Genomic DNA, 25663 nt, shown 5'->3' with positions numbered 1-25663 from the left:
GAAAAGGGCCGGAAGAGTAGGGGAATGAACGCTCCCGTCAAATGGAATGTAGGCGGTTTGCGGGTCAGGCGACGAGCGTCTGCTCGCGGTCAGGACCGACGCCGACGAGGCTGACGCGGGCTCCGGTGAGCTCTTCGAGGCGCTTGAGGTAGGCCTTGGCCAGTTCGGGAAGGTCGGCGAACTTTTTGATGCCGCTGAGGTCCTGTTTCCAGCCCTGATGGGTTTCGTAAACCGGCTCACAGGCGGCGATGTCGGCGGCGGTGCTCGGCGGGTAGTTCAAGGTCTTGCCGCGCAGTTTGTAGGCGGTGCAGATCTGCAAGGTGTCGAGACCATCGAGGCCGTCGAGATTGGTGATGGCGAGTTCGTCGGCTCCGTTGAGCATGACGGCGTAGCGAACGAGGACGGCATCCAGCCAGCCGCAGCGGCGGGCACGACCGGTGGTGGCGCCGAACTCGCGGCCCATGTTGTGAAGCATGTCGCCAATGTCATCGTTCTCGGTGACGAACGGGCCGGAACCGACTCGGGTGGTGTAGGCCTTACCGACGGCGACGACCTTGTCGATCATGCGTGGAGGGACGCCAGAACCAGTGCAGGCACCACCGGCGGTGGTGTTCGACGAGGTGACGAAAGGATAGGTGCCGTGGTCGATGTCGAGATAGGTGCCCTGGGCGCCTTCAAAGAGGAGGTTTTTGCCGGCCTTGATCGCCTCGTGCAGGTACACTGTGGTGTTGGTGATGTGCGGGGCCAGCGTTTTGGCCGCTTCGAGCATGACCTTGACGGTCTCTTCGACGGGGACGAGGTCCACGCCGAGTTCGGCAAACGTGGCGTTGTGGCGGGCAAGGCGGTCGCGGAGTTCCTCCTCGAAAATCTCAGGCTGCGTCATCAGGATGGTCCGGAGACCGTCGCGTTCGACCTTGTCGGCATAAGCAGGGCCGATGCCACGACCGGTGGTGCCGATCTTTTTGTCGCCACGCTTGGCTTCGCGGGCCTTGTCTAGGCCGCGATGGTAAGGCATGACCAGATGGGCGGTCTCGCTGATGAGCAGGTTTTCCGGCGTGATATTGACACCCTGGCCGCGCAGTTTGGCCATTTCCTCAAGCAGGCCGATCGGATCCATGACGACTCCGTTGCCGATGACGCAGATTTTGCCCTTCCAGAGGATCCCGGAGGGAATGAGGTGCAGGATGTACTTCGTGCCGTTGCTGATGACCGTGTGGCCGGCGTTGTTGCCACCGGCGGCACGCACGACGACGTCGGTGTTCTCCGTGAGGTAATCGACGATTTTTCCTTTACCTTCATCGCCCCACTGGGCGCCTACAATGATTGTGTTAGACATGGATTCTTTTTCTTGGGATGGCGGCACGGGGGAGCCGCAGAGGGTGGTTTAAGGACGCGCAAGCCGTGCCGTCGCAGTCATGAAGACCACTGACGTGCTCCAACCAGGAGCCGGGGCCGCAAACGCGTGCGATGTGCAGGCTTAAGATGCTCCCATTTGCATTGCGAAATAGGCGGCGGTTCCGCAGGCCGCGAGGCCGAGAACGCCGAGAAGGATGAGCAGGCCCCCACCGGAACTTTTTTCCTTCACCTTCGGACCGAAGCCTCTGCGCAGGCTCCTGTCATAAGGATGGCTGCCGTAGCCGCTGGAAGGGGTGGAAACCGTCATGGTCGGGGCGCTGTAAACGGCCTCGTCCTCACCATCGCCAACGAATACACAGTTCACGTTGCCGAGCTGGAAAACAGCTCCCGGGGCAAGGGCGACGCTCTCAACACGGGCTCCTCCAACCTTGGTGCCATTGGTGGAACCGAGGTCGGTCAGCGTCCAAGAGGCGCCATCGAACGCGATCTCGCCATGATGGCTGGAAACCGAATCATCAGTGATGATGAGCTGGTTGTCATCAGCACGACCCAAGGTCATGCGTTCAGCGTCGAGGTCGAGGGTGCCGGAGGCCCCTTCGGGAGTGGTGAATTGAATACGCGGCATAACGGCGAAGTTCTAGCAGGCCGGGACAGGGGTGGCAAGAGGGACTTCACGGCAGGTGGCTGCGGGCTTGCGCTGGCGGACGTTCTCGCTAGGAAAGCTGGCAACCATTTCCCATGACCCAAATCTTTGAAATCCTAGGCAAGTTCGACACCGACAGTGACTGCCACAAGCTGCTTTACGCTCCGCACCCCCTGCCGCTGAAATATCGCGAAGGCCGTGTGTATAAGATCGAGTTCGAAGGGGATGAGATTGCGCTGAAGGCCTTTGTTGAGAAGGTTTTGATCGATCCGATCAGCCAGGAGGCCCGTGTGGGCGGTCAGCCCGCGTTTGAAAAGGCTTCCTTCGTCCTCGAATACGGGATGAAGGGTGCGGCATTGGACTTGGAGAAGGAGATGATCCTCAACTATTACCGCGGCATGTCGAATCCCGGGTTTGAGATTCAAAAACTCACGCTGCGCACCCGGGTTTATGTCTTCGGAGAAGGAGCCGAGCCGTCGCAGTTTGTGCGGGACATCGTGAATCCAGCGATTCACACCCATGAAGTGCTCAAGGCCGCCTGACCAATACCTCACTGGTCTCCGATAGCAGGGCTCGGTGACTGGCGTTCTGGTTTTCGCCATGAACCCAACCACCACCGACAACCGACTTCTGTCCCTCGATGCGTTTCGAGGTTTCATCATGCTGCTGATGGCCTCATCGGGCTTCGGCATCGTGCAGATGGCATCTGCGAATCCGGGGTCGTGGTGGGAATTCGTCCGACCGCAGTTCGAGCATCAGGCCTGGCAGGGCTGCTCGCTGTGGGATCTGATCCAGCCGAGTTTCATGTTCATGGTCGGTGTCGCAGTGCCGCTTTCGTATGCAAAGAGACGTGAGCACGGGCAGTCGTTCTTCGGCATGGCCTGGCATGCGCTCTCGCGCTCGATCCTGCTGGTGGCGCTGGCGGTGATGCTGGCTACGCATGCAGGCGACAAGCACACCGTGTTCTTATTCACCAATGTGCTTGCACAGATCGGTCTCGGTTACTTCTTTCTTTTTCTACTCTCGCGTCTGGGCTGGGAATTCGTGGTGTCGGGGATCATTCTGATCCTGGTCGGGTACTCGTGGTTCTTCATCAATCATCCACTGCCCTCGGCGCAGGATCTGGCGGCCATTGCGGGCATGAAGGGAACCGAGCACGCGATCCTGCCGGGATTTTCCGCTCACTGGAACATTCACACCAATGCCGCCGCAGCATTTGATCGTTGGTTTTTGAACCTGCTGCCGCAGGCAAAGCCGTTTGAGTACAACCCTGGCGGCTACCAGACACTGAACTTTGTTCCTGCCCTTGCGACGATGCTTGGTGGTGCATTGACAGGCCACTATCTCATGCGCAGCCTGCAGACGGAAAAGCGCAGGTGTCTGTCGTTGCTGATCACAGGCATCGTGCTGGTGCTGGTGGGCACGGGACTCGATCTAAAGGTGCTTCCCGTGGTCGGGACTCAGTTCGAGCAGTACACGGTGCTGCCGGTGGTGAAGCGCATCTGGACGCCCTCGTGGGCCATCCTGAGCGGTGGCTGGGTGCTCATCCTGCTTTCGATCTTTTACTGGCTGGTGGAGATCGTCGGCATGCGGCGGTTGGTGTTTCCGTTGGTGGTCGTCGGCATGAACAGCATCACGATTTACCTGTTGCACAGCCTGTGTGCCGGATGGATTCGGGATAATTTGCACAAGCATCTCCCAGACGCGGCCTTTCCGACCTATTGGACGCCTGTCATCGAACGTTGCGGCGTGCTTTTTGTGCTTTGGTTGATTTGTTGGTGGCTGTATAAGCAAAGAGCCTTCCTCAAACTGTGATCTCAAGACTCGCTCTCATCCTCATCGCCGCCGGTCTCGTCGCCTGTCAGAGCAAACCGGAACTTCCTGCCCGCGATTTGAAGGAGGAGGAGAGACTGCATAAGGCCGGGCTCGTCCTGCTGCCTGATTTGCGGCATGCCAGCGCTTGGGAGGAACTGATTCACCTGAAGATGGGTGTGCCTGCCAGCAAGATCGATGTACAGGCGGGAGCGGGATTCACGACGTTGATCATCAAAGACCTCAAGAACCGTAGCGACGTGGAAGGCGTGGCTCAGGAACTGAGGACGATTGCTGAAAAGAATCCGGAAAAGTTCGGTGTCACCAAGGTGGAGGTCCGCCTCAACAATGCGCCGGCCACGATCAATCCTTTTGTGATGCCCTCGGAGGGCAACCCGGGTTCAGTCAATCCGGGCTCGGTTCTCCCAACGCTTTCATTACCGCCTCTCCACATCGACGGCCGCTGAGAAGAGCCCCGTTGATCGAGACATCTTCACACCAGTCACCACAGCGGTACAGCCCGGGCTCGATTACGGCAGACAGCGGGCCGCTGCCCAGCCTTAGCTGTCGGCCCTCCGGCTGCGCATGCCTTATCTGATAAGTGCGAAGGTGCCTCCACTGGGAGACTGCCGCTTCACCGAACCACTTTCGCATCTGCTCGCGCACCACCTGCTCCAGTTCGGTGCTTGATGGAGCTCCGATGATGGATGTTGAAATGAGATGCTGCCCGGGCGGGGCATAGTATGGCGAGATGTGCGAGAGAACGGTCATGTTGTTCACGGGACCACGCCCATCACCGTCCAAATGCAGGATCGGTTCCGTCGAAGGCGCCTCGTTGGAGGCGAAGTACATGCAGGTGGCCGAGCGGCTGGGCAGCAGCGGTGCGGCATCCGTCGGCGGTAGAAGACGGCGTGCCACCTCCTCGCTTGCTGCGACGATGACATGATCTGCGTGCAGCACTTCGCCGGTGTCCAGGGTGACCTCACCGGCGCGCACCGAGGAAACGGGTGCATTCAGCCGCAGGCTGCCGGGGGGCAGAGCCATCGCAAGCTGATCTGGTATCGACTGCATGCCTCGTGCCGGGAGTGCGCTGCTTCCCCGGTCAAACATCGAAAACAAAAAGAGCAGCATGCGTGCGCTGGTGCGCAGATCTTTTTCCAAAAACACACCGCCGAAAAACGGTCTGAAGAAGCGGTCGATCATGCTTTCGGAGAATCCAAAGTCACGGAGGTAGTCGTCGGTCTCCATGTCGGCAACGTCACGCGGTGGAGCCCGCAGGCCAAAGACCTCTTTTCTCAGCAAAAGCATGGTCCATTTGTCCCGCAGGGTGACGATTTCATCCCGGAAGTTTTTTGCCGCCGTCAGAGGGTGGGCCAACGGGTCGGCCATGCGATGAAAGCGGTTTTTGACGAAGACGTCCGCGCCGCGGTAGATCGGCCGCAGGTCGAGCGCTTCATAATCCAGCACCCGCCTGGCTTCCTGGTAGGCGGGGAGGAAAACCTGGAAGCCCCGGTCGAGCAAAAATCCGTCGACGAGGTCGGTGCGCACACGACCGCCGACAGCGTTGGAAGCTTCGAGGATCGTAAACGGACGGCCCGCAGCCGCCAGTACACGGGCACACGCCAAGCCCGCAAGGCCGGCGCCGACAATCACAATCCTGGGCTGCGTATCACTCATCCAAACAGTCGTGCGCCCATCTTTGGGCATGCCTTTTGCCTTTGCAAGCGCATGAGGCGTGGCAAGCATGCCTCATGCCATCCCCTCGCATCCTCATTCTTGGCGCCACTGGCGGTCTGGGGCGTGCGCTGTTCCGTCACTTTTCGCCGCGCTACTCGACCACCATCTGGGGGCGCGCTGACATGGATTTTGAGAAGCCGGAGATCATTCCTGAAAGACTGGCTGCACAGGACTTCGATGTCCTGCTCAATGCCGCCGGGATGACGAGTCCGGATGCCTGCGAAGTTCATCCGGAAAAGGCCGGTCTGGCAAATGTGACAGCGCCGAAGGTTATCGCCGAGTGCTGTGAGGCGCGAGGCGCACGCATGATTCACTTCAGCACCGACTACGTCTTCAGCGGGCAGCAGTATGAGCCTTGGCGGGAGGAGGACGAGACTGCTCCGATCAATGTCTATGGTCGCACAAAAAGGGAGGGTGAGTTGGCGGTGCTCAGAGCCTGTCCTTCGGCGCTCGTCGCTCGCGTTTCGTGGTTGTTTGGTCCAGACAAGCCGAGCCATCCTGACAATGTCATCCAGCGTGCGCTGCAGACAGATGAACTCAGTGCTGTGGCTGACAAAGTCTCCGTTCCTACCAGCAACACGGACATCGCGGTCTGGATTGAGCGCCTGATTGACGACCATGCTGGGCTAGGCGGCGTCATGCATTTCTGCAACTCGGGGAGGGCATCCTGGCATTCATGGGCGGAAGCCGCACTGGAAATCGCTCACAGGCTGGGCCTTCCGGTGAAGACCACCCAAGTAAAGCCGATCAAGCTCGACAGCCTCACGCAGTTTAAAGCGCAACGGCCTTTGATGACTGTGATGAGCCATGCGAAACTGCAGAACCTGCTGGGAGGGGCAATTCGAAACTGGCATGATGCACTGGAAGACTATTTGGTGGAGAAATATCATCCCAAATGATTTCCGCCTCCGCCATGACCCATTGTGAAGTCCTTCATGAGGATCGTTTTCTCATCGTGGTGAACAAGCCTCACGGCGTGCTTTCGCATCCGAATTCAAAGGCGGGAAAGCCGCAGATGGCTGCATTTGAAGGAAGCTATGATCATGATCGGCGCTCCTTCAAAACGCCCGGAGGCAACGTGTGGCTGATCCACCGTCTCGATCAGGACACTTCGGGCGTTTTGCTCGGAGCCAAGGATGAGAGGACGGCGGCGGCTTGCCGTGAGTCATTTGAGGCCGAGCAGGTGCGGAAAACTTATCTGGCGCTTTGCATTGGCGGCGGGCTGAAGAGCGAGGGAGTTTGGCTGGACCACCTCATCACATCACACGAACGCCATCAGGTGCGCACCAGTGTGCGGCATGGTCCGCGTCCCAATGCCGAGGCTCACTACCGTTTGATCGAGCATTCCGCAGTTCATCGCCTCTCACTCGTTCAAATCGAGCTTATCACAGGCAAAACCCATCAGATCCGCGTTCAGGCTGCCTCACGCCGTCTCCCGCTTGTCGGAGACGACGTTTACGGATCCTTCGACCTCAATCGCAAGCTGCGTCAGAGCCTGGGAGCGAAGAGGCTCTTCCTCCATGCACACGAACTGCGGCTCAAACATCCGGCCTCAGGCCAGATGCTGAGCGTGAAAGCACCGCCGCCTCCCGACTTGATTGCCGTGCTGGAGGCAGCTGGGCTGAAGGCGCCTTAAGCGGCGCGTTTGAGCAGGAAGTACTCGATGCCATCGACAAGGGCCTTCCAGCTTGCGTCGATGATGTTGCAGCTCACTCCCACGGTGCTCCAGTCGTCCTCGCCGTCGGTGCTGGTGATCAGCACGCGTGTCTTTGCTGCGGTACCTGTGCCACCGTCAATGATGCGAACCTTGTAGTCGGCGAGGCGCATGTCCTTGAGCGCAGGGAAGAAGGGAAGAAGGGCCTTGCGCAACGCATTGTCGAGCGCGTTCACCGGTCCGTCGCCTTCATCGACGGTATAAACTCGGTCGCTGCCCACCTCGATCTTGATGGTGGCCTCGCAGGTCTCGAAACCGTGCTCACCGCCGTGGAAGCGGTGGGTCGAGTGGTATTCGATGAGATTGAAGAAGGGGGTGTATTGACCGAGTTGCTTGCGGATAAGCATTTCGAACGAAGCCTCGGCGGCCTCGAACTCGTAGCCTTCGCTTTCGAGCCTTTTGACCTCAGAAAGGATATTCTGCACCTCGGGAGCGCCTTTGGCGAACCTGAAGCCCATGCCCTCAGCCTTCACGAGCACGTTCGACTGGCCGGACATGTCGGAGATGGTGATGATGCGTTCGTTTCCGACGAGTGCCGGATCGATGTGTTCATAGGTGCGGGAGAGCTTCTGCACCGCATGCACATGAAGGCCGCCTTTGTGCGTGAACGCGGCAAGCCCGACGTAGGGTGCACGGATGTCATGCGTCACGTTGGCGAGTTCGTCGACGAAATGTGCGAGATCACGCAGGCGCGTGAGGTCGATGCCGAGTGGGATGCCCATCTTGATCTGCAAATTCGGCATCACGGTGACGAGGTTGCAGTTTCCAACACGCTCGCCGTAGCCGTTGATGGTGCCTTGCACCTGGCAGGCTCCTGCCCGCACGGCGGCCAATGCATTGGCCACACCGACGCCACCATCGTTATGCGTGTGGATGCCCACGGGTTTGCCGAGATGAGCGATCGCCTTGCGGGTGACCTCTTCGACGAATTCCGGCAGCGCACCGCCGTTTGTCTCGCAAAGCACCACCAGATCCGCGCCGGCGTCAGACGCGGCCTTGATGGTCTTGAGCGAGTATTCTGGGTCGTCTTTGAAGCTGTCGAAAAAGTGTTCCGCATCGTAGAGCACCTCGCGTCCGTGCTTCTTCAAGTAAGCCACCGTGTCGGCGATCATTGCCAGGTTTTCCTCAAGAGTGACCTGGAAGACCTCGGTGACATGCAGCGCCCAAGTTTTGCCGACCACAGTCACAGCAGGAGTTTTGGCGTCGAGCAGCATTTGGACCTGCGGGTCGTCTTCCACCTTCATCTTGCCGCGGCGTGTCATCCCAAAGGCGGTGATCTTCGCATTTTTCCATGAGCGCTTGGAGGCTTCTTCGAAGAAGGCGGCATCTTTGGGATTGGACCCGGGCCAGCCGCCTTCGATGTAATGCACGCCAAATTCGTCGAGTTTCTCGGCGACGCGGATTTTGTCGAGGGTGCTGAAAGAGATGCCGGTGCCCTGGGTGCCGTCACGCAGGGTGGTGTCATAGATGGTAACTGGAGACATGTGAATGTGGAAATGGAGAGATTGAAAGGGGTTCGCAATGAGAAAACGGTCCGGGCTGGCGTTTGCCAGAAGCTCCGGGACGCCGGTTGCCGGGAGCGCTTGAAGCGTGGGCAAGAGAAAACGGACCCTCCAGGCAGCGTCAGGCGCAGGTGAGTCCGAAGCTAATTCGGATAATTCGGCGAATGTCAGGGCGGTTTCCCATGAGCAGCGCAAGGTTTAAGCGCGGCCTGCCCTGAAGGCAAAGGGAAGTTTTGGCGCTGCGGTCGCTCCGGTCTTTCGACCTGTTACTTGCCCAAGCCACCTTCGACTCCGTCATGAATGGCGGGGAAGGCGTTTTGGAGCGTAGGCGTCTGCCAACCATTGACCGGCAGCGGCGAGACATTTCCCTCAAGGACCGGCCGCACCTCCAAATGCTTGCGGAGAAGCATGTCTGTAATCGTGGCGTCGTCATGTTCGGCCATGCGTGCCATGGGGAGATCGCTGAGATCCATTTTGAGCAGGAAGGGCTTTTCAGCGACGGCAGGAACTGAGGTGACAGCGGGTGTCGATTCCGGGACAGGCCGGGACAACATCCAGAGGCTCATGGCGCAAACGCATGCGGCCGCCGCCACCATTCCCCACTTAGGCACAAACAGGTTGTCCCAGCAGGTGGTTGCACGTTCCCAAAACAGTTCGAGAGATGACTGTTTGAGCATCTCCGCTCTCTGCCTCTGATGAAACTGACGAAGAAAGTCTTCAGTGAATCCTTCCCCTGGCTGTTCGAACCGCTTCAATCGAATCAACCGCTGGATGCTTTCAAACTCACTCATGGCGTGCTGGGGATCGTGTTTGCTAAATTCGTTCATGGACCAAGGTTATTTCACGAAATCTTCAAGATATGTCTGGAGCAGGCGATGTGCGTAAAACAATCGTGATCTGACGGTCCCTTCCGAGACTCCTAATATCTTGCTGATTTCGGCATGCTGGAGCCCCTGTACATCGTACAAAGTCACCACCGTGCGGTGATCTTCCGACAGCTTCATCATGGCTGCGTTCAACCTTTTTTGCAGCTCATGGATGTTCACTTCACGTAGCGTGCCCGTATTGGCGGTGGTCACCCGGATGAAGTCCGGGTCGTTCTCAATTCCGGTATCTACATCGTCAAGACTGACCTTATGATGCCTTCCTCGTTTCTTAAGAAAGTTCAAAGTCATGTTCACTGAGATCGAATAGATCCAGGTGTAGAACGAGGACTTGCCCATGAAGCGCTTGATGGAGCGGTAGGCCTTCGCAAAAACGTCTTGCAGCAGATCGGCGGTGTCCTCGCGGTTCGAGGTCATATTGTAGATCAGGCCGTAGAGCTTCGGGGTGTACTTGCGCACAAGTTCATCGAACGCACCCGTGTCTCCCGCCTGGGCTTTGTCCACAAGGATGCGGTCTTCGGCCGCGCTGCTGCTGGGTGCAGGTTCGTTCAGCGAAGCGATGGGGGCCGCCGGGGCGCTGAGGGATGATTCTTGCATTTAGAAGAAGAAAAACACTCGTTGCGCGAAGAGACAAGCATTTCTTCCTACGCGGATGATTTCAATTTCTTTTGAACACTCCAGAGATGAGCCACGCAGATTTGTGACCACGTTTCCAACTGGTCGTGCATGGCATGCAGTTCTTCCAGAGTGTGGAATCGAAGGTCCTGAATGGCGTCTTCGTTGGACTGCACATCATCGCTGCTGAGATCAAAGAAGTGCACAACGCCAAGATGAACGCTGCCAACTTCGGTCGCGTCATCATTGATGAGTCCGATGACCTTCTGCGTGTGAGTGCCTCCGATGACGAGTTCCTCGGCCATCTCACGTTCGACGCCGTTGTAGTACATCGTTTCACCGAGGCCGTCCTGCCCGGCGTCCACAGGATTGATATGTCCTCCGATGCCAATGGAGCGTTTGGCCACGAGTCGTTTTTCCCCAGAACTTCCTCCTCGGGTATAGCTCAGATAGCGGCCTGCGTGATGAAAAATGGTGTAGGGGATGAGTTGCTTGTGTGAGGGATCTTTCTCCGCTGCCGGGCGCTCCATGAAATGATTGGCACCTGGAGCCAGCATTGCATGCAAGTAGCGCGGAGTGTCGGCTTGAAAGCCTTGAAAGCTGCCGAGTTGATCGAAGAGCTGGCGGGTGATGACGAGAACGTGTTCCATGATTGATGAATGCGCAGAATGGATAGCCGTGCGTTGCGCGCAACCAATCAATCCAGCAACCACGCCTGCGTGGCATCGCCCACTTGCAGGCTTTGCCCGGCCTCCAATCTCACGAGGGCATCCGAACGGCTCAAGGAAAGGAGCGCATGGCTCTGCTGGAGGCCAAAAGGCATGAACCGGCCGTCGGTGAGCGTGCCACGCAGATAGTGCGGCCTGTCCCCGGGATTTTCGAGCGCAGTTCCAGCCGTCGCAGGAATCAAGCGCGGCATGAGTTGGGATTTGGAGGCGCCCATCATCTTGAGCAGCGCAGGTCGCACAAACAAAAGGAAGGTCACGAATGACGAAACTGGATTGCCAGGCAGCCCGAAGACATGGGTGGTGTGAGGCTTTTGTCGTGACGCAAAGAGGAACGGCTTGCCCGGCTTCACTCGAACGCGCCACAGGTCCGGTTCGACACCGAGTTGCTTGAGCGCGGGCTTGATCTGATCGTGATCTCCGACGGAAACGCCGCCGCTGATTAGTACGACGTCGTTTGCGTCCATTAACCTGTCGAGTGTTTCGATGGTGGCCTGCAAATCATCGCGGCAATGGACATGACTGCTGTGGCGAATTCCCAGGCGCGACAGCATGCCGCGCAACATCAGGCCGTTCGTGTTGTAGATTTGTCCGGCTTGCAGCGGTCCTTGGCCGGGGGAGACCAGCTCGTCGCCCGTGCTTAACACGGCGACACGTGGCAGCGTATGAACATAGATGCTTTCGAGTCCTTGAGAGGCCAGCAAGGCCATCCGCCCGGGGGTGAATTTGTCACCAACACGCATCACAAACTGCCCCTGGCACAGGTCCGCTCCCGCACGTCGAATGTTTTCTCCGACAACCACAGGCTCCGTGCAGACGATTTGATCGCCGTCACGCTTCACATCCTCCTGCATGATTACCGCATCCGCTCCTTTGGGAATCGGTGCGCCGGTAAAAATGCGAATGGCGCAGCCTTTTTTGACTTCAAGTCCGAGGTCCAGTCCTGCAGGTTGCTCACCCGTGACACGCAGCGGGGCCTTGTCGGTGCTCTCAGAAGCGATCAGAGCGTAGCCGTCCATGGACGACTGATCGAATGCGGGGATCGGCACGGTTGCGGTCACATCCTGTGCGGCAAAACGGTCGTGTGCCGCGAGCAAGGTCTCGGTTTCTATTTTGAGTGATGCCACGGCCGCCAGAACGCGCGCCAGCGCTTCGCTTTCGGAGATCATCGGATGACAGGAGGCAGCTTGCTGGGATCGGCGGTGGGTTCGGCTTCTGGAGGCGGTGCTGGCTGAGGCTGCACAGGCACTGGTGTTGGTGAGGGAGCCGGTTGGGCTGGTGCCATCGGTTGGAAGGGGGCGTCCAGCGGTGGGATCACGTCCGCCTGCATGATCGGTGTCAGAGGCACCACGGCCCCGCTGGCGGTGGTGGTGACAGGTGGAGGGGCGGGGACTTCTCCCGGCACGACCTTATACAAGACGAGGTCGTGCAGTTGAGGTGTGCCTTCCGTGATGTCCGCGGTGATGTAGTTGCCTTTGCGTTCAGGGGTGACCTTGAGCTTCGCCCGGGAGCTTCCGATTCCTTGGGTAACAATCTCAGTGCCCACGGGAATGTTCAGCCGCTGCTCGCAGTTGATGAGCACGTAGTTCTGCTCCGGATTCACCAGTTCGATCACGCCGATCACTTTGGCCTCGCGGATGCGATTGTCGGCCGGGCTTTTTTTCGACGAGGAACGCAGGCCAGCCGCCTTGTTCGCTAGATAGGTGCAGGCAGAGAGCCCCAGCAGCGGCAGAATGCAGATGATGCGAATAATGCGCATGCCTCCATTGATGCGCATCGGGACCGTCATGTCCAGCTTCTAGCTGATGATGCCTAGCTTCTTCAGCGTGGCGGTCAGTTCATCAATCTTGGTCTTTTCCATGCCGACGAGAGGCAGGCGCAGTTCATCGCTGCAATGACCTGCCAGCGCCATCGCGGTTTTGATCGGGATGGGATTGGTGGCCAGTTTCAGGAAGGCGGCGAAGAGCGGGTAGTACTTCGTGTGGATGGTCAACGCGGAGGCGTAGTCGCCTTTGAGCGCGAGTTGCACCATCTCGCTGATTGGCTTCGGAATGAGATTCGACGCGACGCTGACGATGCCGCAGCCGCCGACGGACATGAAGGGCAGGGTGAGGCCGTCGTCGCCGGAGAGGATTTCGAAGTCCGCCGGAAGGATCTGCTTCATCTGGCTCACACGCTCCGGATTGCCGCCGGCTTCCTTGATGGCGCGGATGTTCGGGCAGCTCTCGGCGAGGCGCACGAGCACATCGAGCCCGATGTCGATGCCGCAGCGTCCCGGGATGCTGTAAAGCATGATCGGGAGTTTGGTGTTGTCGGCGATGGCCTTGAAGTGTTGATACAGGCCTTCGGGAGTCGGCTTGTTGTAATAAGGCGCGACCTGCAGCGATGCGGTCGCACCGGCGGCTTCGGCTTCCTGCGTGAGTTCGATGGCCTCGCGTGTGGAATTTGATCCCGTGCCGGCCATGACGCCGCCGCGGCCCTTGGCGAATTCAACGCTGAGCTTGATGACGCGCTCGTGTTCGTCGTGGTCGAGCGTGGGCGACTCTCCCGTGGTGCCGCAGGGCACGATGCCGGTCACGCCGTTGTCGAACTGGAAATCGATCAGCGATTTGAGCGCGGCCTCATCAATCTGGCCGTTTTTGAAAGGGGTGACGATGGCGGTGTGGGTTCCTGCGAACATGGGAAGCGTAGGGCGAAGGGCGCGGAGCTTAGAGTTGAACGGTGCCTTGGAAAACGAAATCTGCGGGGCCGAAGAGCGTGACGTTGGTGTATTCGCTGCGGGAGGGTTCCTCAAATCCGACTTTGAGCGTGTCGCCGCCTTTGACGAGGACACTGACGGGACCGGGGACTCCGGTGAGTTCGTGATGAATCAGTGCGCAGGCGACCATGCCGGTGCCGCAGGCGAGGGTTTCGTCCTCGACCCCGCGCTCGTAGGTGCGGATGGCGATGCTGCCCGGTGCGATCACCTTGGCGAAATTGGCGTTCGTGCCTTTCGGCCTGAAGGCATCGTGGTAGCGCAGTCCGGCGCCCCATTCACGGACGGGGACATCCTCGAGATCATCGACGAAGACCACGGCATGCGGCACGCCCGTGTTGATGCTGTGCACGGTCAATCCGGCGCCAGCCACGGTGAGAAGCTGGGACAGGTGAAGATTGTGCGGGGCGCTCATGTTGATGCGCACCTGATCGCCCTCGAACTCGGCGGAGATCATGCCGGCAAGGGTTTCGAAGTTGATCTTCGTCAGCTTGTCATCGTGCAGACGATTGACAAAACGTCCGAAGCAGCGCGCGCCGTTGCCGCACATCTCGGCCTCGCCGCCGTCGGCGTTGTAGTAGCGCATTTTGAAGTCGCCGCCTTCGGTCGCGGGTTCGACGCAGAGCAGTCCGTCGGCACCGATGCCGCGATGGCGGTCGCAGAGCTTTTCGATCTGCTCCTTGGAGAGAGCGAGCTTGAGGTCACGATTGTCCAGCATGACGAAGTCATTGCCGGCGCCGTTCATTTTGGTGAATTGCAGAGTCATGGGGGAAATCAGAGGGCGTGGACGGCATCGACGAGCGGCTTCACAAAGGCCTCAACCTTCGCGGCGCAGTCCGATGAGGAGCCGTTTTGCTCGATGAGTTTTACGATGGCGCTGCCGACGACGACGCCATCGGCCTTGCTGGCGATGGTGGCGGCCTGTTCGGGGTTCGAGACGCCGAAGCCGACGCACACGGGTACGTCGGTGGCCGCTTTGATAACGGCGACCTGCTCGGCGATGCCGGTGGCGATCTCCGCTTGGGCTCCGGTGACGCCGAGGCGGCTCACATAATAAACAAAACCTTCAGCTGACTTAGCAATGCTGGCGATGCGCTCGGCAGGCGATGTGGGAGCGATGAGCTGGATGTGGCGCAACTCGGGTGCGGGCTTCAGCTCGGCGTTTTGGGCCGCTTCATCCGGCGGCAGGTCGAGCACGAGCACACCATCGGCCCCGGCGGCCGCCGCGTCCTGATGGAAGCGCTCGTAGCCGTAGGTGTAGATGGGATTCAGGTAGGTGAAGAGCACGATCGGCACCTGCGACTTCGTGCGCAGTTGGCGGATCATCTCCAGCACACCGGGAGTCGTGGCACCGGCCTTCAGAGCACGGTCGGCGGCCATCTGATTCACCACGCCATCGGCCAGCGGATCGGAGAAGGGGACACCGAGCTCGACGATGTCCACCCCGGCACGTTCGAGGCCGAGCACAATGTCGATGGTGGCATCGAGTGTGGGATCGCCGGCGCAGACATAGGCGACGAAGGCCTTCTTCTTCGCGTCACGAAGGGCGGCAAAACGGGCGTCGATGCGGTTGGTGGGGGCGGACATGGGGCGGGGTGTTTAGCCTGAAGCGGCCACCTTTGCAAATCCCGCCTTACGCCACCTCATCCCCGAGCCGCTTGTCGGGCACGAGATAGCCCTGCACATAATCGCGCACCGCCTCAGTGAGCGGGGTGATTTCCTGGGTGAACCCGGAGGCGCGGAGCTTCGCGATGTCGGCGCAGGTGTAGTACTGATACTTCGACTGCAGGTGATCCGGCATGTCGATGAACTCGATGTTCGGCTTCTTGCCGAGCGCGGTGAAGATCGCGGTGGCAAGTTCGATCCACGTGTGAGCCTCGCCTGAACCGAGGTTGAAAAGGCCGCTGGCGCTACCGGTCTCCGCGAGGTGGAGGGTCATGCGGATGGCGTCCTTCACGTAGAGGAAGTCGCGCATCTGCTCGCCGTGCCTGTAGTCGGGGCGGTGGGATTTGAAGAGCTGCACCTTGTCCGTGGCGAGGATCTGGCCGCAGGCTTTGTGGACTAGGCTGCGCATGTCGGCCTTGTGGTCTTCGTTGGGGCCGTAGACGTTGAAATACTTGAGGCCGACGATGTTCGGCAGCCAGCCTTCGCGTTTGGCGTGGAGATCGAAAAGGTGCTTCGAGTAGCCGTACATGTTCAGCGGGCGTAGCTTGTGGATGTCCGGGTCCTGATCGTTCATGCCGTGCGCGCCATCGCCGTAAGTCGCTGCGGATGAGGCGTAAACAAAGCGCGTTCCGTCCCGCAGGGCCCACTGGCAAAGCTGCTTCGTGAACTCGAAGTTGTTCCGCATGAGGTAGTCCGCATCGCGCTCGGTGGTGGCTGAGCAGGCGCCGAGATGCAGGATCAGATCAAATCGACCGAGCCTGGCGGGCGCGTGCAGGACGTTCTGCAGAAGGTCGTTGCCATCGATGTAGTCGGCGAACTTGAGTGGGACGAGGTTCTTCCACTTTTCATCGGTGCTCAGGCGGTCGCAGACGACGATGTTTTCGCAGCCGCGGCGGTTCAGTTCCCAGACGAGGGCGCTGCCGATGAATCCGGCTCCGCCGGTGATGAGGATGCGACTTTCCGTGTTGTTCATGTCCCCGTTGGTAACGGGAAATACGACCGGATTCAAGCCGGAGCTTGGCTATGCCGCGATGGCCTCAGGCTCCTGAGTGTTGAACACCGGCAGGTGCTCGCGCCATAGGGCCGGGTGCAGGAAGGTGTTTCGTGGATCGTTTCCCCATTCACCCTGCCAGCCGATCACAGTTTCCATGACCACAGGATGAGGACACTGGATAGCAGGGTAGAGCCACTGTTGATCTGCCACTACAAGCTTGGGGATCAATGCTTGACCATGATATTCGATCTCCCATCCGAGCAGCAGAGGCTCTTCGTCCGTGAAGCCTGCAAGCCCATCTGGATGTTCCACCCAGCCGACGAGACCACTGCCGTTCAGAACATCCCAGACCTCACGCATTTCCAAATCAACACGCACGGCAAACCCGGAGGTTTTTGCCTTGCCTCCGTTGACAGGATCGCGACTGATGAGGCCAAACAAGATGCTGGATGGGCATTGATCCGGAACAATGTCGACTTGGAATCCGAAACGAATCGGATGGTCGGGCAGCAGCAAACTCCCATAACTTTGCACCTGGAAGTTTGAGAACGCAGGATCAGCAGCGGCTGTGGCAAGAAGTGATTCCATGGAATTCTAAAAATTTCAGCTTTGTTTATTATATTTACACAACATTATTGAAATTTCAAAACAATTTATTCAAATAATACACACTTTGTCACTCCTAAACTCAAAAAAGTCTCTTGGACTCAAGCGAGAGGAGTGCCATCTGCTCCAGTAATTCTGTGAGTTTTAAGTAAACCTGTTGGCGACGCTGTTGACGAATCTGTAGCCCTTGATTACCAAATGTGCCTCGTGGCACTTGCTTCACCGATCAACTGCGTCGAAACCGACCTGACGGCCGATTTTCGCGATCAATTCCTTCTCTGCTATCAGCACATGCTGCTGGCACGAGTGTTGGAGGAGAAATTGGGATCGCTCTACCGGGCCGGGGGGCGCATCGTCGGCGGCGTCTATCTCGGAAAAGGGCAGGAGGCGTTCAGTGCGGCGCTCGGAGTGCAGCTTCGGAAGGGGAAGGATATTTACGGTCCCCTCATTCGTGATCAGGCCGGGCGCATTGCTTTTGGCGAACCCATTCTCGATTGTGTTCGGACCTACCTTGGGGCTGTCACAGGTCCGATGCGCGGTCGTGACGGGAACATTCATCGCGGACGCCCCAAAGAAGGGCTCCTGGCCATGATCAGCCATTTGGGCAGTTTGCTGTCGGTGGTGGCTGGCGGACTTTTTGCCCGTCGACTGGCCGGAACGTTGGGGGACAGCATTGGTGCCACCAGCATCGGAGACGGTGGCACTTCCACCGGTGCTTTTCACGAAGCTCTGAACATGGCGGCGGTGGAAAAACTGCCGATCGTCGTCAGCGTGGCGAACAATCAATACGCCTACTCCACGCCGAATACGCGCCAGTATGCCTGTGAAAACCTGGTGGATCGTGCGGTCGGCTACGGTGTCAGCGGCATGGTCGTGGATGCCACGGACCTGGCTTCCTGTCTCAAGGCATTCCGTGCCGCCGTCGCTCAGGCCCGTTCCGGCGGCGGTCCCCAGATGATCGTTGGTACGCTGCTGCGCCTGGCAGGTCATGGCGAGCATGACGACGCCTCCTACATTCCCGATCAAAAACGCCGGGATCCGTCTGCACGCGACTGCCTTCAGGTGGCGGAAGATTTCGCCCGCGATCACGGCTGGATGTCTTCGGCTGAACTGCGTGATTTTAATGAGGAAGTGCGTCGAACCGTTGATCTAACCATCTCCAAAGTGTCCAAAGAACCCACGCCTGACCCTTTCAAAGAAAAATGGCAGGCCCTTTCCTGTGCCGATCTCGTGGAGGGGCAGCACGAGGCATGAGCATTACCTATCTCGAAGCCATTCGTGAGGCGCAATACGAAGCCCTGCGCCATGACCCCTCGGTCTTCCTTTACGGCCAGGACATCGCCACCTTTGGCGGTGCGTTCAAGGCCACGAAGAATCTCAGCAAGGAGTTTCCCAACCGCGTCTTTGACGCCCCTATCAGCGAGGACGCCATGGTCGGCATGGCCATCGGGGCCGCCGTGGAAGGGGCGCGTCCCATCATCGAAATGCAGTTCGCCGACTTCTCGTCGGTCGGCTTCAATCAAATCGTCAACCAGGCGGCGACGCTCTATTGGCGCACCAATGTCCCGTGTCCCATCACGATCCGAATGCCTTCCGGTGGCACGGCCGGCAGCGGACCGTTTCACAGCCAGTCGATGGAGGCCATCTACTCGCATTATCCTGGTCTGGTCATTGTTGCGCCGGCCACAGTCGAGGATGCCTACTGGATGCTGCTCGACAGCGTCAAGCTCAACGATCCTGTCATTTACTGCGAGCACAAGTTCCTCTACTACCACCTCAAGGCCGAGCAGATCGGCGATCGTGAGCTGCCCATCGGGAAGGCGCGCATTGCACGTCCGGGACGTCATGCCACCATCGTCACCTACAGCGCCATGGTGCATGAGGCACTGCGTGCCGCCGAGGAACTGCAGCTCGACGGATATCAAATCGAGGTCGTCGATCTGCGCTCCGTGAAGCCGATGGACACCGACACCATCCTGGCCTCCGTCGCTCGCACCGGTCGGCTGCTTGCGCTCGGGGAGGCCTTCCCTTGGGGCGGTGTCACCGCTGAAGTCATTGCTCGAGTCACCAGCGAGGGCTTCCATTTGCTTGACGCTCCGCCGATGCGTTTGAACTCAAAGGACACGCCGATCCCGTATCATCCCAATCTTTGGAAATCGCATCGGCCCACCACCTCCACCATTGCCGCCGCTCTTCGACGCCTGCTGCGCTATTAGAATTGGCATTCGTCATACCGTCACTCAACCTTCTCGAGATGCGCACCATCCCCATCCTGATGCCCCAGCTCGGCGAGTCCATCGCCGAAGCCACGATTCTTCGCATCCTGGTCAAACCCGGACAGGCGGTGGAGGCTGGTTCTGACCTTTTTGAGGTCGAGACCAACAAGGCTGCCATGGCCGTCACAGCGCCCTGTGCTGGAACCATCGGGCACATCGTGGCGACCACGCAGACCAGCTACGCGGTGGGTTCCACACTCGCCGCCTTTGAGGTTACCGAGGAAAACGCACAATCCCTGGGGCTTGGTGCCGAAGCACAGAAGCCAGAAGCCTCCGCCGCGCCCAGAACAGGCAACGCGCAGGTCGAAAACCTTCATTTCAAGATCGACGACAATGACGTTATCTCCACGCGTCAGCCCACCGTCGAGCCTGTTGTCGGGGGGTTGCCAGTGCCGGCCGGTGCTACGGGTGCCAGCTACATTTCCCCGCGCATGCGTGCCCGTATGCTCGAACTCGGCCTCAATGCGTCTGACCTTGCCGGCGTCCCCGGCACTGGTGCGGGAGGTCGTGTCACGGTCGAAGATTTTGAGGCCTTCCTTCGCGCGTTGGAGCAGCATCGCATGACCCCCGCATCGCCGATGCGCATCGCCGTTGCGGATTCCATGCGTCGCAGTTGGACTCGTCCACTTGCAACTGTCGGCAGTCCCGTGATGCTGGATGCATTGCTCGCGCACCGCAAAAAAGCCGATCCCAAACCCGGTCCTGCTCTCTATGCCATTCGGGCGTTAGCACTGGCTCTCGCCGAAAACACCGCCTTTGCGGGACGCTTGGTCGGTAACCGCATTGTTCACCCGCTGGCCATCGACATCGGATTCGCTGTCGAAGTCGATGATGGCGTCATGGTGCCCACGCTACGAGAGGTCGAAAAGACCCCTCTCGTCAAATTGGTGCCCACTTACAACAAGCTCGTCGAGCAGGCGCGCGCGCGGCGTCTTCCCAACGATGTCAATCGCCCCGGCATCGCCACGGTCACCAACTTCGGCACCTTCGGCATCGTCTGGGCCACGCCCATTCCGTTGCCCGAGCAGAACCTCGTTCTTGGCCTCGGAGCGGGCAGCAAAGTGCCGCATTGGAGCGACGAAGTGAAGCAGTTCATCCCCGTTACCGAAGCCGAACTTACTCTCAGCTTCGACCACCGCGTTCTCGATGGCGGCGGCGCCGGTCGTCTCCTCAAACGCGTCGCCGAACTTCTGCAAAAACCCGAACTGCTCTGAGCAGACTGCGCGGACACCCCTGTCCGCTTCAATCCCAGAAGCGCATGCACGACAAATCCACGCTTCGGCAGCACATGCGCGAGCGACTTCGTGCCCTCAGTCCCGCGTTCATGACTGAGGCCAGCCGGCGAATCGCCGCACACATTCTGCACCATCTCGAAGGAAACGTTCGTCTGAACGCGGGATGTCACGTCGCCCTGTTCGGCGGTCTGAAAAATGAACCAGATCTCGTTTCGCATCTATTGCCCGAGCTCGACGCAGTGGGGGCTGGGGCCTGTTTTTTCCACATCGAACAGCATTTTCTCCAGCCTCGGCAGGTTCACGCGCCTGATGATCTTCAGCGTGGCCATATGAATGTATGGGAGCCCAGAGATCACTGTCCGGCCCTCGACATCACCGCGCTCGACGTCGTCCTCGTTCCCGGTCTCGCCTTTACCCGAGACGGCGTGCGTCTCGGTCGTGGTGGTGGCTATTACGACCGTTTGCTCGCTCACCCGACCTTTCGTGCCCAGTGCGTCGCGGTTGCTTTCGACTGTCAGATCATTGACCAGATCCCTGCCGAATCCCATGATCAGCGGGTTCATCAACTCATCACCGAATCCGGTTTGATTGATGCGTCATCGTCCCATTAGTGGTCCAGCAGTCGTTACTCCTCATGAAGCCCCTTCTCGAAATCCTCCAATCCGGCACCGCCTACCTGGAGAAGAAAAAGATCGATGAAGCCCGGCTGAACATGGAGCACCTCCTCGCCCACGTCTTAGGCTGCCGTCGTCTCGATCTTTACCTCCGCTTCAGTGAAACTGTTCCCGAGGCCGACCTCGTTGCTCTTCGAGATCTCCTGCGCCGCCGTGGGGAAGGGGAGCCGCTTCAGCACCTGCTCGGCACCGTTGAGTTCTGTGGTCATGAGTTTGTCAGTGACCACCGCGCCCTGATCCCGCGTCCCGAAACCGAAACACTCGTCGAACTCGTTCTCAAAAAACTCGCCAAGCCCCCGGCACGGGTGCTCGACATGGCCACCGGCTCCGGCTGTATCGGCCTCAGCCTCGCCAAAGCTTGGCCGAATAGCGAGGTCGTCCTTGCCGACATCAGCGAGGACGCTCTCGATCTCGCTCGCCTCAACGCTTCGCGCCTCAGCGCCAACGTCAAGCTCTTGCGCAGCGACCTCTTCGAAAAAGTCACCGGCACCTTTGATCTAATTGTTGCCAACCTTCCCTATATCCCCACCGCTGAAATTCAGACTCTCAGCCCCGAGGTCAAACGGGACCCTGTCCTCGCTCTCGATGGAGGCACCGACGGCCTCCGCATCGTCGAGTGTTTCCTTTCCGACGCTTTGGCTTACCTGAGTGCAAATGCTTTCGTGGCCCTTGAAGTAGGACATGACCAAGGTGCCACCGTGGTCGGACGTTGCTTGGAACTCGGCTACGGCAATGCTTGCAGTGCTCCAGACCTGCCTGGCATCCATCGTTTTGTCTTTGCCCAGGCGTCCGCCTTTGAGTGATGGTTCTCAAAAGGACAGCCCCGGTTTGTTAATGCGATTGCCTCGCAAACGAGGAAAATGTGCGCCCGCTTTACTGGGAGGGAACGTGGTGTGACGATATCCGGCTCCAAAAAGCTCAATATAATGGTTGCCAAACGGCACCGAGTTTTGTTAATCATATCAAAGTCACATGAAAAAACTGTTTCTAATCTTGGCCATCACCTCTCTGGGTCTCTCGAGCACCGTTTTTGGGGACATCCAGTCTCCCCCTGGGCACCACAACACTTGGAGCCGCAAGCTGAGTCGTGGTGTGGGCAACTTGATGTTTGGGTGGTTGGAATACCCCTCTGCATGGCGCAAGACCAACAAGTCGGAGGGGGCCATCGCTGCGGCCTCTGACTTCTTGGTGGAGGGAACGAAGCGCACTCTGATCCGAGCAGGTTTCGGTTTCTATGAAACCATCACTTTCCCAGTGCCGAGCTGGAAGCGCACTTATCGCGCGCCGTACCACCACAAGGAGGCGTTGGACAACTGGTGGGGATACACCGAATTTGCCCCAGAATTCGGGTTCCGTTCGGAAATGCCATACTCATCAAGTTCACAGGGCTGGTAATTCTCCCTGAGGGATTTCGAGGCGCAGACTGGAAACAGTCTGCGCCTTTTGTTTGCAAAGCACGCCACCCGCTGGCAAGAAAGGCGGCTTTGATCATGCCTGAAGCTCATCAGATCGACATTTATCACGTAGCGAAGCTGGCTCGCCTCGACCTTACCGAAGAGGAGGCTGGCCATTATGGGGCCCAGCTCGATGGCATTCTCTCGTATATCGACACTCTGACGCGCTACGATCTGGACGGCGTGGAACCGACGGCTCATGCGATGCCAGTCTACGATGTTCTGCGTGCGGACGAACCTAGAACGGGCTTAAGCCAGGATGCGGCTCTCGGCAACGCACCAAAACGGATCAAGGACCAGTTCCAGATTCCGAAGGTGATCGAATAACCGCTTCACAGCAGCCTATAGTCGTATGCTTGCCTCTTCTTCCCTCACCGCGTTGCGTAAATCGATCTCTTCCGGCGAGATCACGCCGCGGGACATTGTTTTGGATGTCGCCAGAGCCATCGAATCCCGCAATCCCGACCTCGGAGCCTATCTGTCGTGGGATGTGGAAACGGCGCTCGCGGAAGCGGATCGTGTAGATACATCGAAGCCGTTGGGGGGGATTCCGATCGCGGTGAAGGACAACATGAATGTGATCGGACAGCCCTGCACCTGCGGCTCACGAATTCTGAACGAGAACTACGTCGCTCCGTATGATGCGGGCGCGATTCAGCGCCTTAGAACTGCCGGAGGGATTCCGTTCGGCCGTTTGAACATGGATGAGTTTGCCATGGGATCGAGCACGGAGAACTCAGCGCTCGGCACGACTCGTAATCCACACGATCTCGCCCGCGTGCCAGGAGGATCCAGCGGCGGCAGTGCGGCTGCGGTTGCGGGAGATCTCGCCATCGCGGCCTTGGGCTCGGACACCGGCGGTTCCATTCGTCAGCCTGCGGCTTTGTGCGGCTGCGTGGGAATCAAGCCCACCTATGGCCGGGTCTCGCGTTTCGGGCTCGTCGCATTCGCCTCATCGCTCGATCAAATCGGTCCGGTAACCAAAACCGTGGAGGATGCTGCGTTGCTGCTGAATCATCTTTGTGGATACGATTCGCACGACTCCACGTCATTGAATGTCGAGGTGCCTGATTTCACAGAGGCAATCGGTCAGGACATCAAAGGGCTGCGCATCGGCCTGCCCAAGGAATATTACATCAAGGGCATCCATGAAGGTGTGGCTGCTAATGTTCAGGCTGCGATCCGACAGCTCGAGTCCTTGGGGGCTGTTGTTGAAGAGATCAGTCTGCCTCACACTGAGCTTGGTGTGGCGACGTACTATGTGCTGGCGCCCGCGGAGGCTTCCGCCAACCTCGCCCGATTCGATGGGGTACGCTACGGTCACCGCAGCGGCAGTGCAGGGGACCTGATGGAGCAATACACGCGTTCACGTGCGGAAGGTTTCGGGCCGGAGGTGAAGAGGCGTATCCTATTGGGGACCTACATGCTCAGTTCCGGATACTACGACGCCTATTACATCCGCGCTCAGAAGGCCCGCACGTTGATTCGAAATGATTTCGAGAAAGCCTTTAAAAAGGTTGATGTGATCATTTCGCCCACCAGCCCCACGCCCGCTCATAAACTGGGCGAACTCAAAGACAATCCCCTTGCGGCCTATCTCGAGGATGTGTTCACGATTCCTGTCAACCTGGCCGGCCTGCCGGGCATCAGTGTTCCTTGTGGCAAGGTCGAGGTGGAGGGGAAAGCGCTTCCCGTCGGCCTGCAAATCGTTGGCAAGGCGCTTGATGAAGCCAGCGTGCTGCGCGTGGCGCACGCCTACGAACAGTCGTGTAAAATTGGCTCCTTGGTGGTAGAATAAAATGCTCCACGGAGTTTGACAAAACTCATCGCTGGTCTAGTCTCGTGGCCCGCTGTTTCAGAGACAGCGTGACTGGCAAAGGCCAAACGCACCCGTAGCTCAACGGATTAGAGCATCTGACTACGGATCAGAAGGTTTCAGGTTCGAATCCTGACGGGTGCGCCACCCATAATCAATGAGTTAGGAATTTTGGTGGATGGAGTCAAAATCCGACTCGGACACTATTCGGACACTTTTTGAGTTTATCATTGGGCGGCCTTGGACCAAGTGACTCGGGTTAAAACTGAGCGTGGGCTTTGGTTCCACATTTGGACGGTGCAATTGCATTAACCGGGAACGCAGTATCACATTGAGTTCCAGTTACTCGTGTCATCACGATGTGGCTGGGCGAGCGTCTGCAATTCCCCCCTCCTCCGCGTTATAAATACATGAGCGACCGGGGGCTTATCTCCGGCTTGCTCATCACCCACCATGCCACGGCGAACCCATTATTCGCCCTGCATCGACCGGGTTATCATCTGCGCGCTTTATCATGAAGGCCGGCGCCTGCGTCGTCCCATGACCACGCTGGTCAACGAACTGCTCACCTCCTGTCTGCGTGACACGGAGAGCTGGAGCATTGCCACCAAGCAGATGAACATCCCGGCTCAGGGCAACACACCGCAGGCAGCCAGCAAGGGCTAGCCGCACCACGCTGTCACCGCATTCCCGTCCGCATCACACCCGGTCCCTCCTTCGAGGGGCCGGGTGTTTTTGTGTCCGGGCGTCGTGACGGCTTCTTCAACACCACCCATAACCCAACTCATCCATCCAAGGAGGACATCATCATGGCCATCAAACTCAGCGCCAACTACAGCAAAAAACTCGGGCTGCCGCAGTACAGCAGCCACAGCTTCAGCGCCTCGGTCGAGGTCGAACTCAATGACATCAGCCAGGTCGAAGCCGAAGTGCAGAAGCTTTACGGGCTTTTGCAGCAGTCCGTCGACCAGGAAATCCAGCACGCCGGGTTCATCCCCGGTTCCAACGGGAACGGCAGTGTTCACCACAACGGCCGCGCCCAACCACGCTCCAACGGCAATGGCACGCGAGGTGGTTACACGCCGCATCCTGCCGCCGAGCGCTGGAACTGCACCGACGGTCAGCGCGGCTTCATCCTGCGCATCATCAGCGATCACAAGATCGACAAGCAGGAGGTCGAGGACCTGTCCCAGCAGCTCT

At 58.7% G+C, this 25663-nt stretch carries 29 protein-coding genes and 1 tRNA gene; 15 read left to right on the top strand and 15 right to left on the bottom strand.

Features of this window, described 5'->3' with window-relative positions:
• Positions 1 to 64: 64 nt before the first annotated feature.
• Together KDL09_RS10950 and KDL09_RS10945 are read right to left on the bottom strand one after the other, a co-directional pair.
• On the bottom strand, positions 65 to 1336 hold the full coding sequence (locus KDL09_RS10950) for an adenylosuccinate synthase (RefSeq protein ID WP_294384714.1): 1272 nt from the start codon (positions 1334 to 1336) through the stop codon (positions 65 to 67).
• A gap of 141 nt (positions 1337 to 1477) precedes the next feature.
• Entirely contained in the window at positions 1478 to 1981 is a 504-nt protein-coding gene (locus tag KDL09_RS10945) for an FHA domain-containing protein (RefSeq protein WP_294384712.1), read from the bottom strand.
• Positions 1982 to 2094: 113 nt separating this feature from the next.
• On the opposite strand from KDL09_RS10945, the gene KDL09_RS10940 reads away from it, so the two are divergent.
• From KDL09_RS10940 to KDL09_RS10930, 3 genes are read left to right on the top strand one after another with little or no spacing between them, the layout of a single operon-like run.
• The gene (locus KDL09_RS10940) at positions 2095 to 2541 is read left to right on the top strand and encodes a hypothetical protein (RefSeq protein WP_294384711.1); all 447 of its coding nucleotides are present in this window, start codon (positions 2095 to 2097) and stop codon (positions 2539 to 2541) included.
• Positions 2542 to 2599: 58 nt separating this feature from the next.
• Positions 2600 to 3814: a DUF5009 domain-containing protein gene (locus tag KDL09_RS10935; RefSeq protein WP_294384710.1), complete on the top strand. Its 1215-nt coding sequence runs from the start codon at positions 2600 to 2602 to the stop codon at positions 3812 to 3814.
• Positions 3811 to 4278, top strand: a complete 468-nt coding sequence (locus KDL09_RS10930; protein WP_294384708.1) for a hypothetical protein — start codon at positions 3811 to 3813, stop codon at positions 4276 to 4278. Before KDL09_RS10935 ends, KDL09_RS10930 begins: the two co-directional genes overlap by 4 nt.
• Here the strand turns inward: KDL09_RS10930 and KDL09_RS10925 are convergent.
• Complete coding sequence (locus KDL09_RS10925) at positions 4217 to 5557, bottom strand: NAD(P)/FAD-dependent oxidoreductase (protein WP_294384704.1); 1341 nt, start codon at positions 5555 to 5557, stop codon at positions 4217 to 4219. The two genes, KDL09_RS10930 and KDL09_RS10925, sit on opposite strands and share 62 nt — an antisense overlap.
• A 5-nt stretch (positions 5558 to 5562) precedes the next feature.
• Here KDL09_RS10925 and rfbD point away from each other — a divergent pair, with 5 nt between their 5' ends.
• The gene (gene rfbD, locus KDL09_RS10920) at positions 5563 to 6447 is read left to right on the top strand and encodes a dTDP-4-dehydrorhamnose reductase (RefSeq protein ID WP_294384702.1); all 885 of its coding nucleotides are present in this window, start codon (positions 5563 to 5565) and stop codon (positions 6445 to 6447) included.
• Positions 6448 to 6461: 14 nt separating this feature from the next.
• The gene (locus KDL09_RS10915) at positions 6462 to 7184 is read left to right on the top strand and encodes an RluA family pseudouridine synthase (protein WP_294384701.1); all 723 of its coding nucleotides are present in this window, start codon (positions 6462 to 6464) and stop codon (positions 7182 to 7184) included.
• Here the strand turns inward: KDL09_RS10915 and cimA are convergent.
• The 11 genes from cimA to KDL09_RS10860 all read right to left on the bottom strand — a co-directional run bounded on the left by cimA (position 7181) and on the right by KDL09_RS10860 (position 16990).
• On the bottom strand, positions 7181 to 8746 hold the full coding sequence (gene cimA, locus KDL09_RS10910) for a citramalate synthase (protein WP_294384700.1): 1566 nt from the start codon (positions 8744 to 8746) through the stop codon (positions 7181 to 7183). The two genes, KDL09_RS10915 and cimA, sit on opposite strands and share 4 nt — an antisense overlap.
• A gap of 284 nt (positions 8747 to 9030) precedes the next feature.
• Positions 9031 to 9555 (bottom strand): hypothetical protein, encoded by a 525-nt coding sequence (locus tag KDL09_RS10905; protein ID WP_294384699.1) that lies wholly within the window; start codon positions 9553 to 9555, stop codon positions 9031 to 9033.
• Positions 9556 to 9600: 45 nt separating this feature from the next.
• Positions 9601 to 10245, bottom strand: coding sequence for a sigma-70 family RNA polymerase sigma factor (locus KDL09_RS10900; RefSeq protein ID WP_294384698.1), 645 nt, complete (start codon positions 10243 to 10245; stop codon positions 9601 to 9603).
• 47 nt (positions 10246 to 10292) lie between these two features.
• Complete coding sequence (locus KDL09_RS10895; RefSeq protein WP_294384696.1) at positions 10293 to 10913, bottom strand: hypothetical protein; 621 nt, start codon at positions 10911 to 10913, stop codon at positions 10293 to 10295.
• A 47-nt stretch (positions 10914 to 10960) separates the two neighbouring features.
• Positions 10961 to 12157, bottom strand: coding sequence for a gephyrin-like molybdotransferase Glp (glp, locus tag KDL09_RS10890; protein ID WP_294384694.1), 1197 nt, complete (start codon positions 12155 to 12157; stop codon positions 10961 to 10963).
• Positions 12154 to 12777, bottom strand: coding sequence for a hypothetical protein (locus tag KDL09_RS10885; RefSeq protein WP_294384692.1), 624 nt, complete (start codon positions 12775 to 12777; stop codon positions 12154 to 12156). The genes glp and KDL09_RS10885 overlap by 4 nt, the downstream gene beginning before the upstream one ends.
• Before the next feature lie 9 nt (positions 12778 to 12786).
• A complete protein-coding gene (gene dapA, locus KDL09_RS10880; RefSeq protein ID WP_294384690.1) occupies positions 12787 to 13668 on the bottom strand; it encodes a 4-hydroxy-tetrahydrodipicolinate synthase in 882 nt (293 codons plus the stop codon).
• A gap of 28 nt (positions 13669 to 13696) precedes the next feature.
• Positions 13697 to 14509, bottom strand: a complete 813-nt coding sequence (gene dapF, locus KDL09_RS10875) for a diaminopimelate epimerase (protein ID WP_294384689.1) — start codon at positions 14507 to 14509, stop codon at positions 13697 to 13699.
• 8 nt (positions 14510 to 14517) lie between these two features.
• On the bottom strand, positions 14518 to 15330 hold the full coding sequence (trpA, locus tag KDL09_RS10870; RefSeq protein ID WP_294384687.1) for a tryptophan synthase subunit alpha: 813 nt from the start codon (positions 15328 to 15330) through the stop codon (positions 14518 to 14520).
• 46 nt (positions 15331 to 15376) lie between these two features.
• Positions 15377 to 16381 carry an ADP-glyceromanno-heptose 6-epimerase gene (gene rfaD / locus KDL09_RS10865; protein ID WP_294384685.1) on the bottom strand — a complete coding sequence of 335 codons (1005 nt, stop codon included), beginning with the start codon at positions 16379 to 16381 and terminating at the stop codon, positions 15377 to 15379.
• Between the two features lie 48 nt (positions 16382 to 16429).
• Positions 16430 to 16990 (bottom strand): hypothetical protein, encoded by a 561-nt coding sequence (locus tag KDL09_RS10860; protein ID WP_294384683.1) that lies wholly within the window; start codon positions 16988 to 16990, stop codon positions 16430 to 16432.
• A gap of 225 nt (positions 16991 to 17215) precedes the next feature.
• On the opposite strand from KDL09_RS10860, the gene KDL09_RS10855 reads away from it, so the two are divergent.
• From KDL09_RS10855 to KDL09_RS10845, 3 genes are read left to right on the top strand one after another with little or no spacing between them, the layout of a single operon-like run.
• Complete coding sequence (locus tag KDL09_RS10855) at positions 17216 to 18262, top strand: thiamine pyrophosphate-dependent dehydrogenase E1 component subunit alpha (RefSeq protein ID WP_294384681.1); 1047 nt, start codon at positions 17216 to 17218, stop codon at positions 18260 to 18262.
• On the top strand, positions 18259 to 19224 hold the full coding sequence (locus KDL09_RS10850) for an alpha-ketoacid dehydrogenase subunit beta (protein ID WP_294384680.1): 966 nt from the start codon (positions 18259 to 18261) through the stop codon (positions 19222 to 19224). Before KDL09_RS10855 ends, KDL09_RS10850 begins: the two co-directional genes overlap by 4 nt.
• A 38-nt stretch (positions 19225 to 19262) precedes the next feature.
• Entirely contained in the window at positions 19263 to 20498 is a 1236-nt protein-coding gene (locus KDL09_RS10845) for a 2-oxo acid dehydrogenase subunit E2 (RefSeq protein WP_294384679.1), read from the top strand.
• Positions 20499 to 20737: 239 nt separating this feature from the next.
• Here KDL09_RS10845 and KDL09_RS10840 read toward each other — a convergent pair whose 3' ends face one another.
• Positions 20738 to 21082, bottom strand: a complete 345-nt coding sequence (locus KDL09_RS10840) for a hypothetical protein (RefSeq protein WP_294384678.1) — start codon at positions 21080 to 21082, stop codon at positions 20738 to 20740.
• 71 nt (positions 21083 to 21153) lie between these two features.
• Here KDL09_RS10840 and prmC point away from each other — a divergent pair, with 71 nt between their 5' ends.
• The 7 genes from prmC to KDL09_RS10805 all read left to right on the top strand — a co-directional run.
• Positions 21154 to 21996, top strand: coding sequence for a peptide chain release factor N(5)-glutamine methyltransferase (gene prmC, locus KDL09_RS10835; RefSeq protein ID WP_294384676.1), 843 nt, complete (start codon positions 21154 to 21156; stop codon positions 21994 to 21996).
• 169 nt (positions 21997 to 22165) lie between these two features.
• Complete coding sequence (locus tag KDL09_RS10830; protein WP_294384675.1) at positions 22166 to 22588, top strand: exosortase system-associated protein, TIGR04073 family; 423 nt, start codon at positions 22166 to 22168, stop codon at positions 22586 to 22588.
• A gap of 95 nt (positions 22589 to 22683) precedes the next feature.
• Positions 22684 to 22974 (top strand): Asp-tRNA(Asn)/Glu-tRNA(Gln) amidotransferase subunit GatC, encoded by a 291-nt coding sequence (gene gatC, locus KDL09_RS10825; RefSeq protein ID WP_294384674.1) that lies wholly within the window; start codon positions 22684 to 22686, stop codon positions 22972 to 22974.
• A 25-nt stretch (positions 22975 to 22999) separates the two neighbouring features.
• On the top strand, positions 23000 to 24445 hold the full coding sequence (gene gatA / locus KDL09_RS10820) for an Asp-tRNA(Asn)/Glu-tRNA(Gln) amidotransferase subunit GatA (RefSeq protein ID WP_294384672.1): 1446 nt from the start codon (positions 23000 to 23002) through the stop codon (positions 24443 to 24445).
• An 88-nt stretch (positions 24446 to 24533) separates the two neighbouring features.
• Positions 24534 to 24610, top strand: a tRNA-Arg gene (locus tag KDL09_RS10815).
• A gap of 306 nt (positions 24611 to 24916) precedes the next feature.
• On the top strand, positions 24917 to 25129 hold the full coding sequence (locus KDL09_RS10810; protein WP_294384670.1) for a hypothetical protein: 213 nt from the start codon (positions 24917 to 24919) through the stop codon (positions 25127 to 25129).
• A gap of 143 nt (positions 25130 to 25272) precedes the next feature.
• Positions 25273 to 25663, top strand: a 391-nt coding sequence (locus KDL09_RS10805; RefSeq protein ID WP_294384668.1) for a hypothetical protein, incomplete at its 3' end; no start/stop codon positions are given.

The organism is Prosthecobacter sp. (genome assembly GCF_020439865.1).
Classification (GTDB): domain Bacteria; phylum Verrucomicrobiota; class Verrucomicrobiia; order Verrucomicrobiales; family Verrucomicrobiaceae; genus Prosthecobacter.
The sequence above is the reverse complement of the archived record's forward strand: the minus strand, read 5'-3'. Positions and strand labels throughout refer to the sequence as shown.

What these genes read in the sequence shown, in the direction of transcription:
- dapA (WP_294384690.1), bottom strand. Translation starts at nt 13,668, where the DNA reads ATGTTCGCAGGAACCCACACCGCCATCGTCACCCCTTTCAAAAACGGC.
- dapF (WP_294384689.1), bottom strand. Translation starts at nt 14,509, where the DNA reads ATGACTCTGCAATTCACCAAAATGAACGGCGCCGGCAATGACTTCGTC.
- gatC (WP_294384674.1), top strand. Translation starts at nt 22,684, where the DNA reads ATGCCTGAAGCTCATCAGATCGACATTTATCACGTAGCGAAGCTGGCT.
- KDL09_RS10810 (WP_294384670.1), top strand. Translation starts at nt 24,917, where the DNA reads ATGCCACGGCGAACCCATTATTCGCCCTGCATCGACCGGGTTATCATC.
- KDL09_RS10945 (WP_294384712.1), bottom strand. Translation starts at nt 1,981, where the DNA reads ATGCCGCGTATTCAATTCACCACTCCCGAAGGGGCCTCCGGCACCCTC.
- rfbD (WP_294384702.1), top strand. Translation starts at nt 5,563, where the DNA reads ATGCCATCCCCTCGCATCCTCATTCTTGGCGCCACTGGCGGTCTGGGG.
- KDL09_RS10840 (WP_294384678.1), bottom strand. Translation starts at nt 21,082, where the DNA reads ATGAACCCGCTGATCATGGGATTCGGCAGGGATCTGGTCAATGATCTG.
- gatA (WP_294384672.1), top strand. Translation starts at nt 23,000, where the DNA reads ATGCTTGCCTCTTCTTCCCTCACCGCGTTGCGTAAATCGATCTCTTCC.
- KDL09_RS10895 (WP_294384696.1), bottom strand. Translation starts at nt 10,913, where the DNA reads ATGGAACACGTTCTCGTCATCACCCGCCAGCTCTTCGATCAACTCGGC.
- KDL09_RS10935 (WP_294384710.1), top strand. Translation starts at nt 2,600, where the DNA reads ATGAACCCAACCACCACCGACAACCGACTTCTGTCCCTCGATGCGTTT.
- KDL09_RS10845 (WP_294384679.1), top strand. Translation starts at nt 19,263, where the DNA reads ATGCGCACCATCCCCATCCTGATGCCCCAGCTCGGCGAGTCCATCGCC.
- rfaD (WP_294384685.1), bottom strand. Translation starts at nt 16,381, where the DNA reads ATGAACAACACGGAAAGTCGCATCCTCATCACCGGCGGAGCCGGATTC.
- glp (WP_294384694.1), bottom strand. Translation starts at nt 12,157, where the DNA reads ATGATCTCCGAAAGCGAAGCGCTGGCGCGCGTTCTGGCGGCCGTGGCA.
- KDL09_RS10925 (WP_294384704.1), bottom strand. Translation starts at nt 5,557, where the DNA reads ATGCTTGCCACGCCTCATGCGCTTGCAAAGGCAAAAGGCATGCCCAAA.
- cimA (WP_294384700.1), bottom strand. Translation starts at nt 8,746, where the DNA reads ATGTCTCCAGTTACCATCTATGACACCACCCTGCGTGACGGCACCCAG.
- KDL09_RS10830 (WP_294384675.1), top strand. Translation starts at nt 22,166, where the DNA reads ATGAAAAAACTGTTTCTAATCTTGGCCATCACCTCTCTGGGTCTCTCG.
- KDL09_RS10900 (WP_294384698.1), bottom strand. Translation starts at nt 10,245, where the DNA reads ATGCAAGAATCATCCCTCAGCGCCCCGGCGGCCCCCATCGCTTCGCTG.
- KDL09_RS10915 (WP_294384701.1), top strand. Translation starts at nt 6,462, where the DNA reads ATGACCCATTGTGAAGTCCTTCATGAGGATCGTTTTCTCATCGTGGTG.
- KDL09_RS10885 (WP_294384692.1), bottom strand. Translation starts at nt 12,777, where the DNA reads ATGACGGTCCCGATGCGCATCAATGGAGGCATGCGCATTATTCGCATC.
- KDL09_RS10940 (WP_294384711.1), top strand. Translation starts at nt 2,095, where the DNA reads ATGACCCAAATCTTTGAAATCCTAGGCAAGTTCGACACCGACAGTGAC.
- KDL09_RS10860 (WP_294384683.1), bottom strand. Translation starts at nt 16,990, where the DNA reads ATGGAATCACTTCTTGCCACAGCCGCTGCTGATCCTGCGTTCTCAAAC.
- KDL09_RS10905 (WP_294384699.1), bottom strand. Translation starts at nt 9,555, where the DNA reads ATGAGTGAGTTTGAAAGCATCCAGCGGTTGATTCGATTGAAGCGGTTC.
- KDL09_RS10950 (WP_294384714.1), bottom strand. Translation starts at nt 1,336, where the DNA reads ATGTCTAACACAATCATTGTAGGCGCCCAGTGGGGCGATGAAGGTAAA.
- trpA (WP_294384687.1), bottom strand. Translation starts at nt 15,330, where the DNA reads ATGTCCGCCCCCACCAACCGCATCGACGCCCGTTTTGCCGCCCTTCGT.
- prmC (WP_294384676.1), top strand. Translation starts at nt 21,154, where the DNA reads ATGAAGCCCCTTCTCGAAATCCTCCAATCCGGCACCGCCTACCTGGAG.
- KDL09_RS10850 (WP_294384680.1), top strand. Translation starts at nt 18,259, where the DNA reads ATGAGCATTACCTATCTCGAAGCCATTCGTGAGGCGCAATACGAAGCC.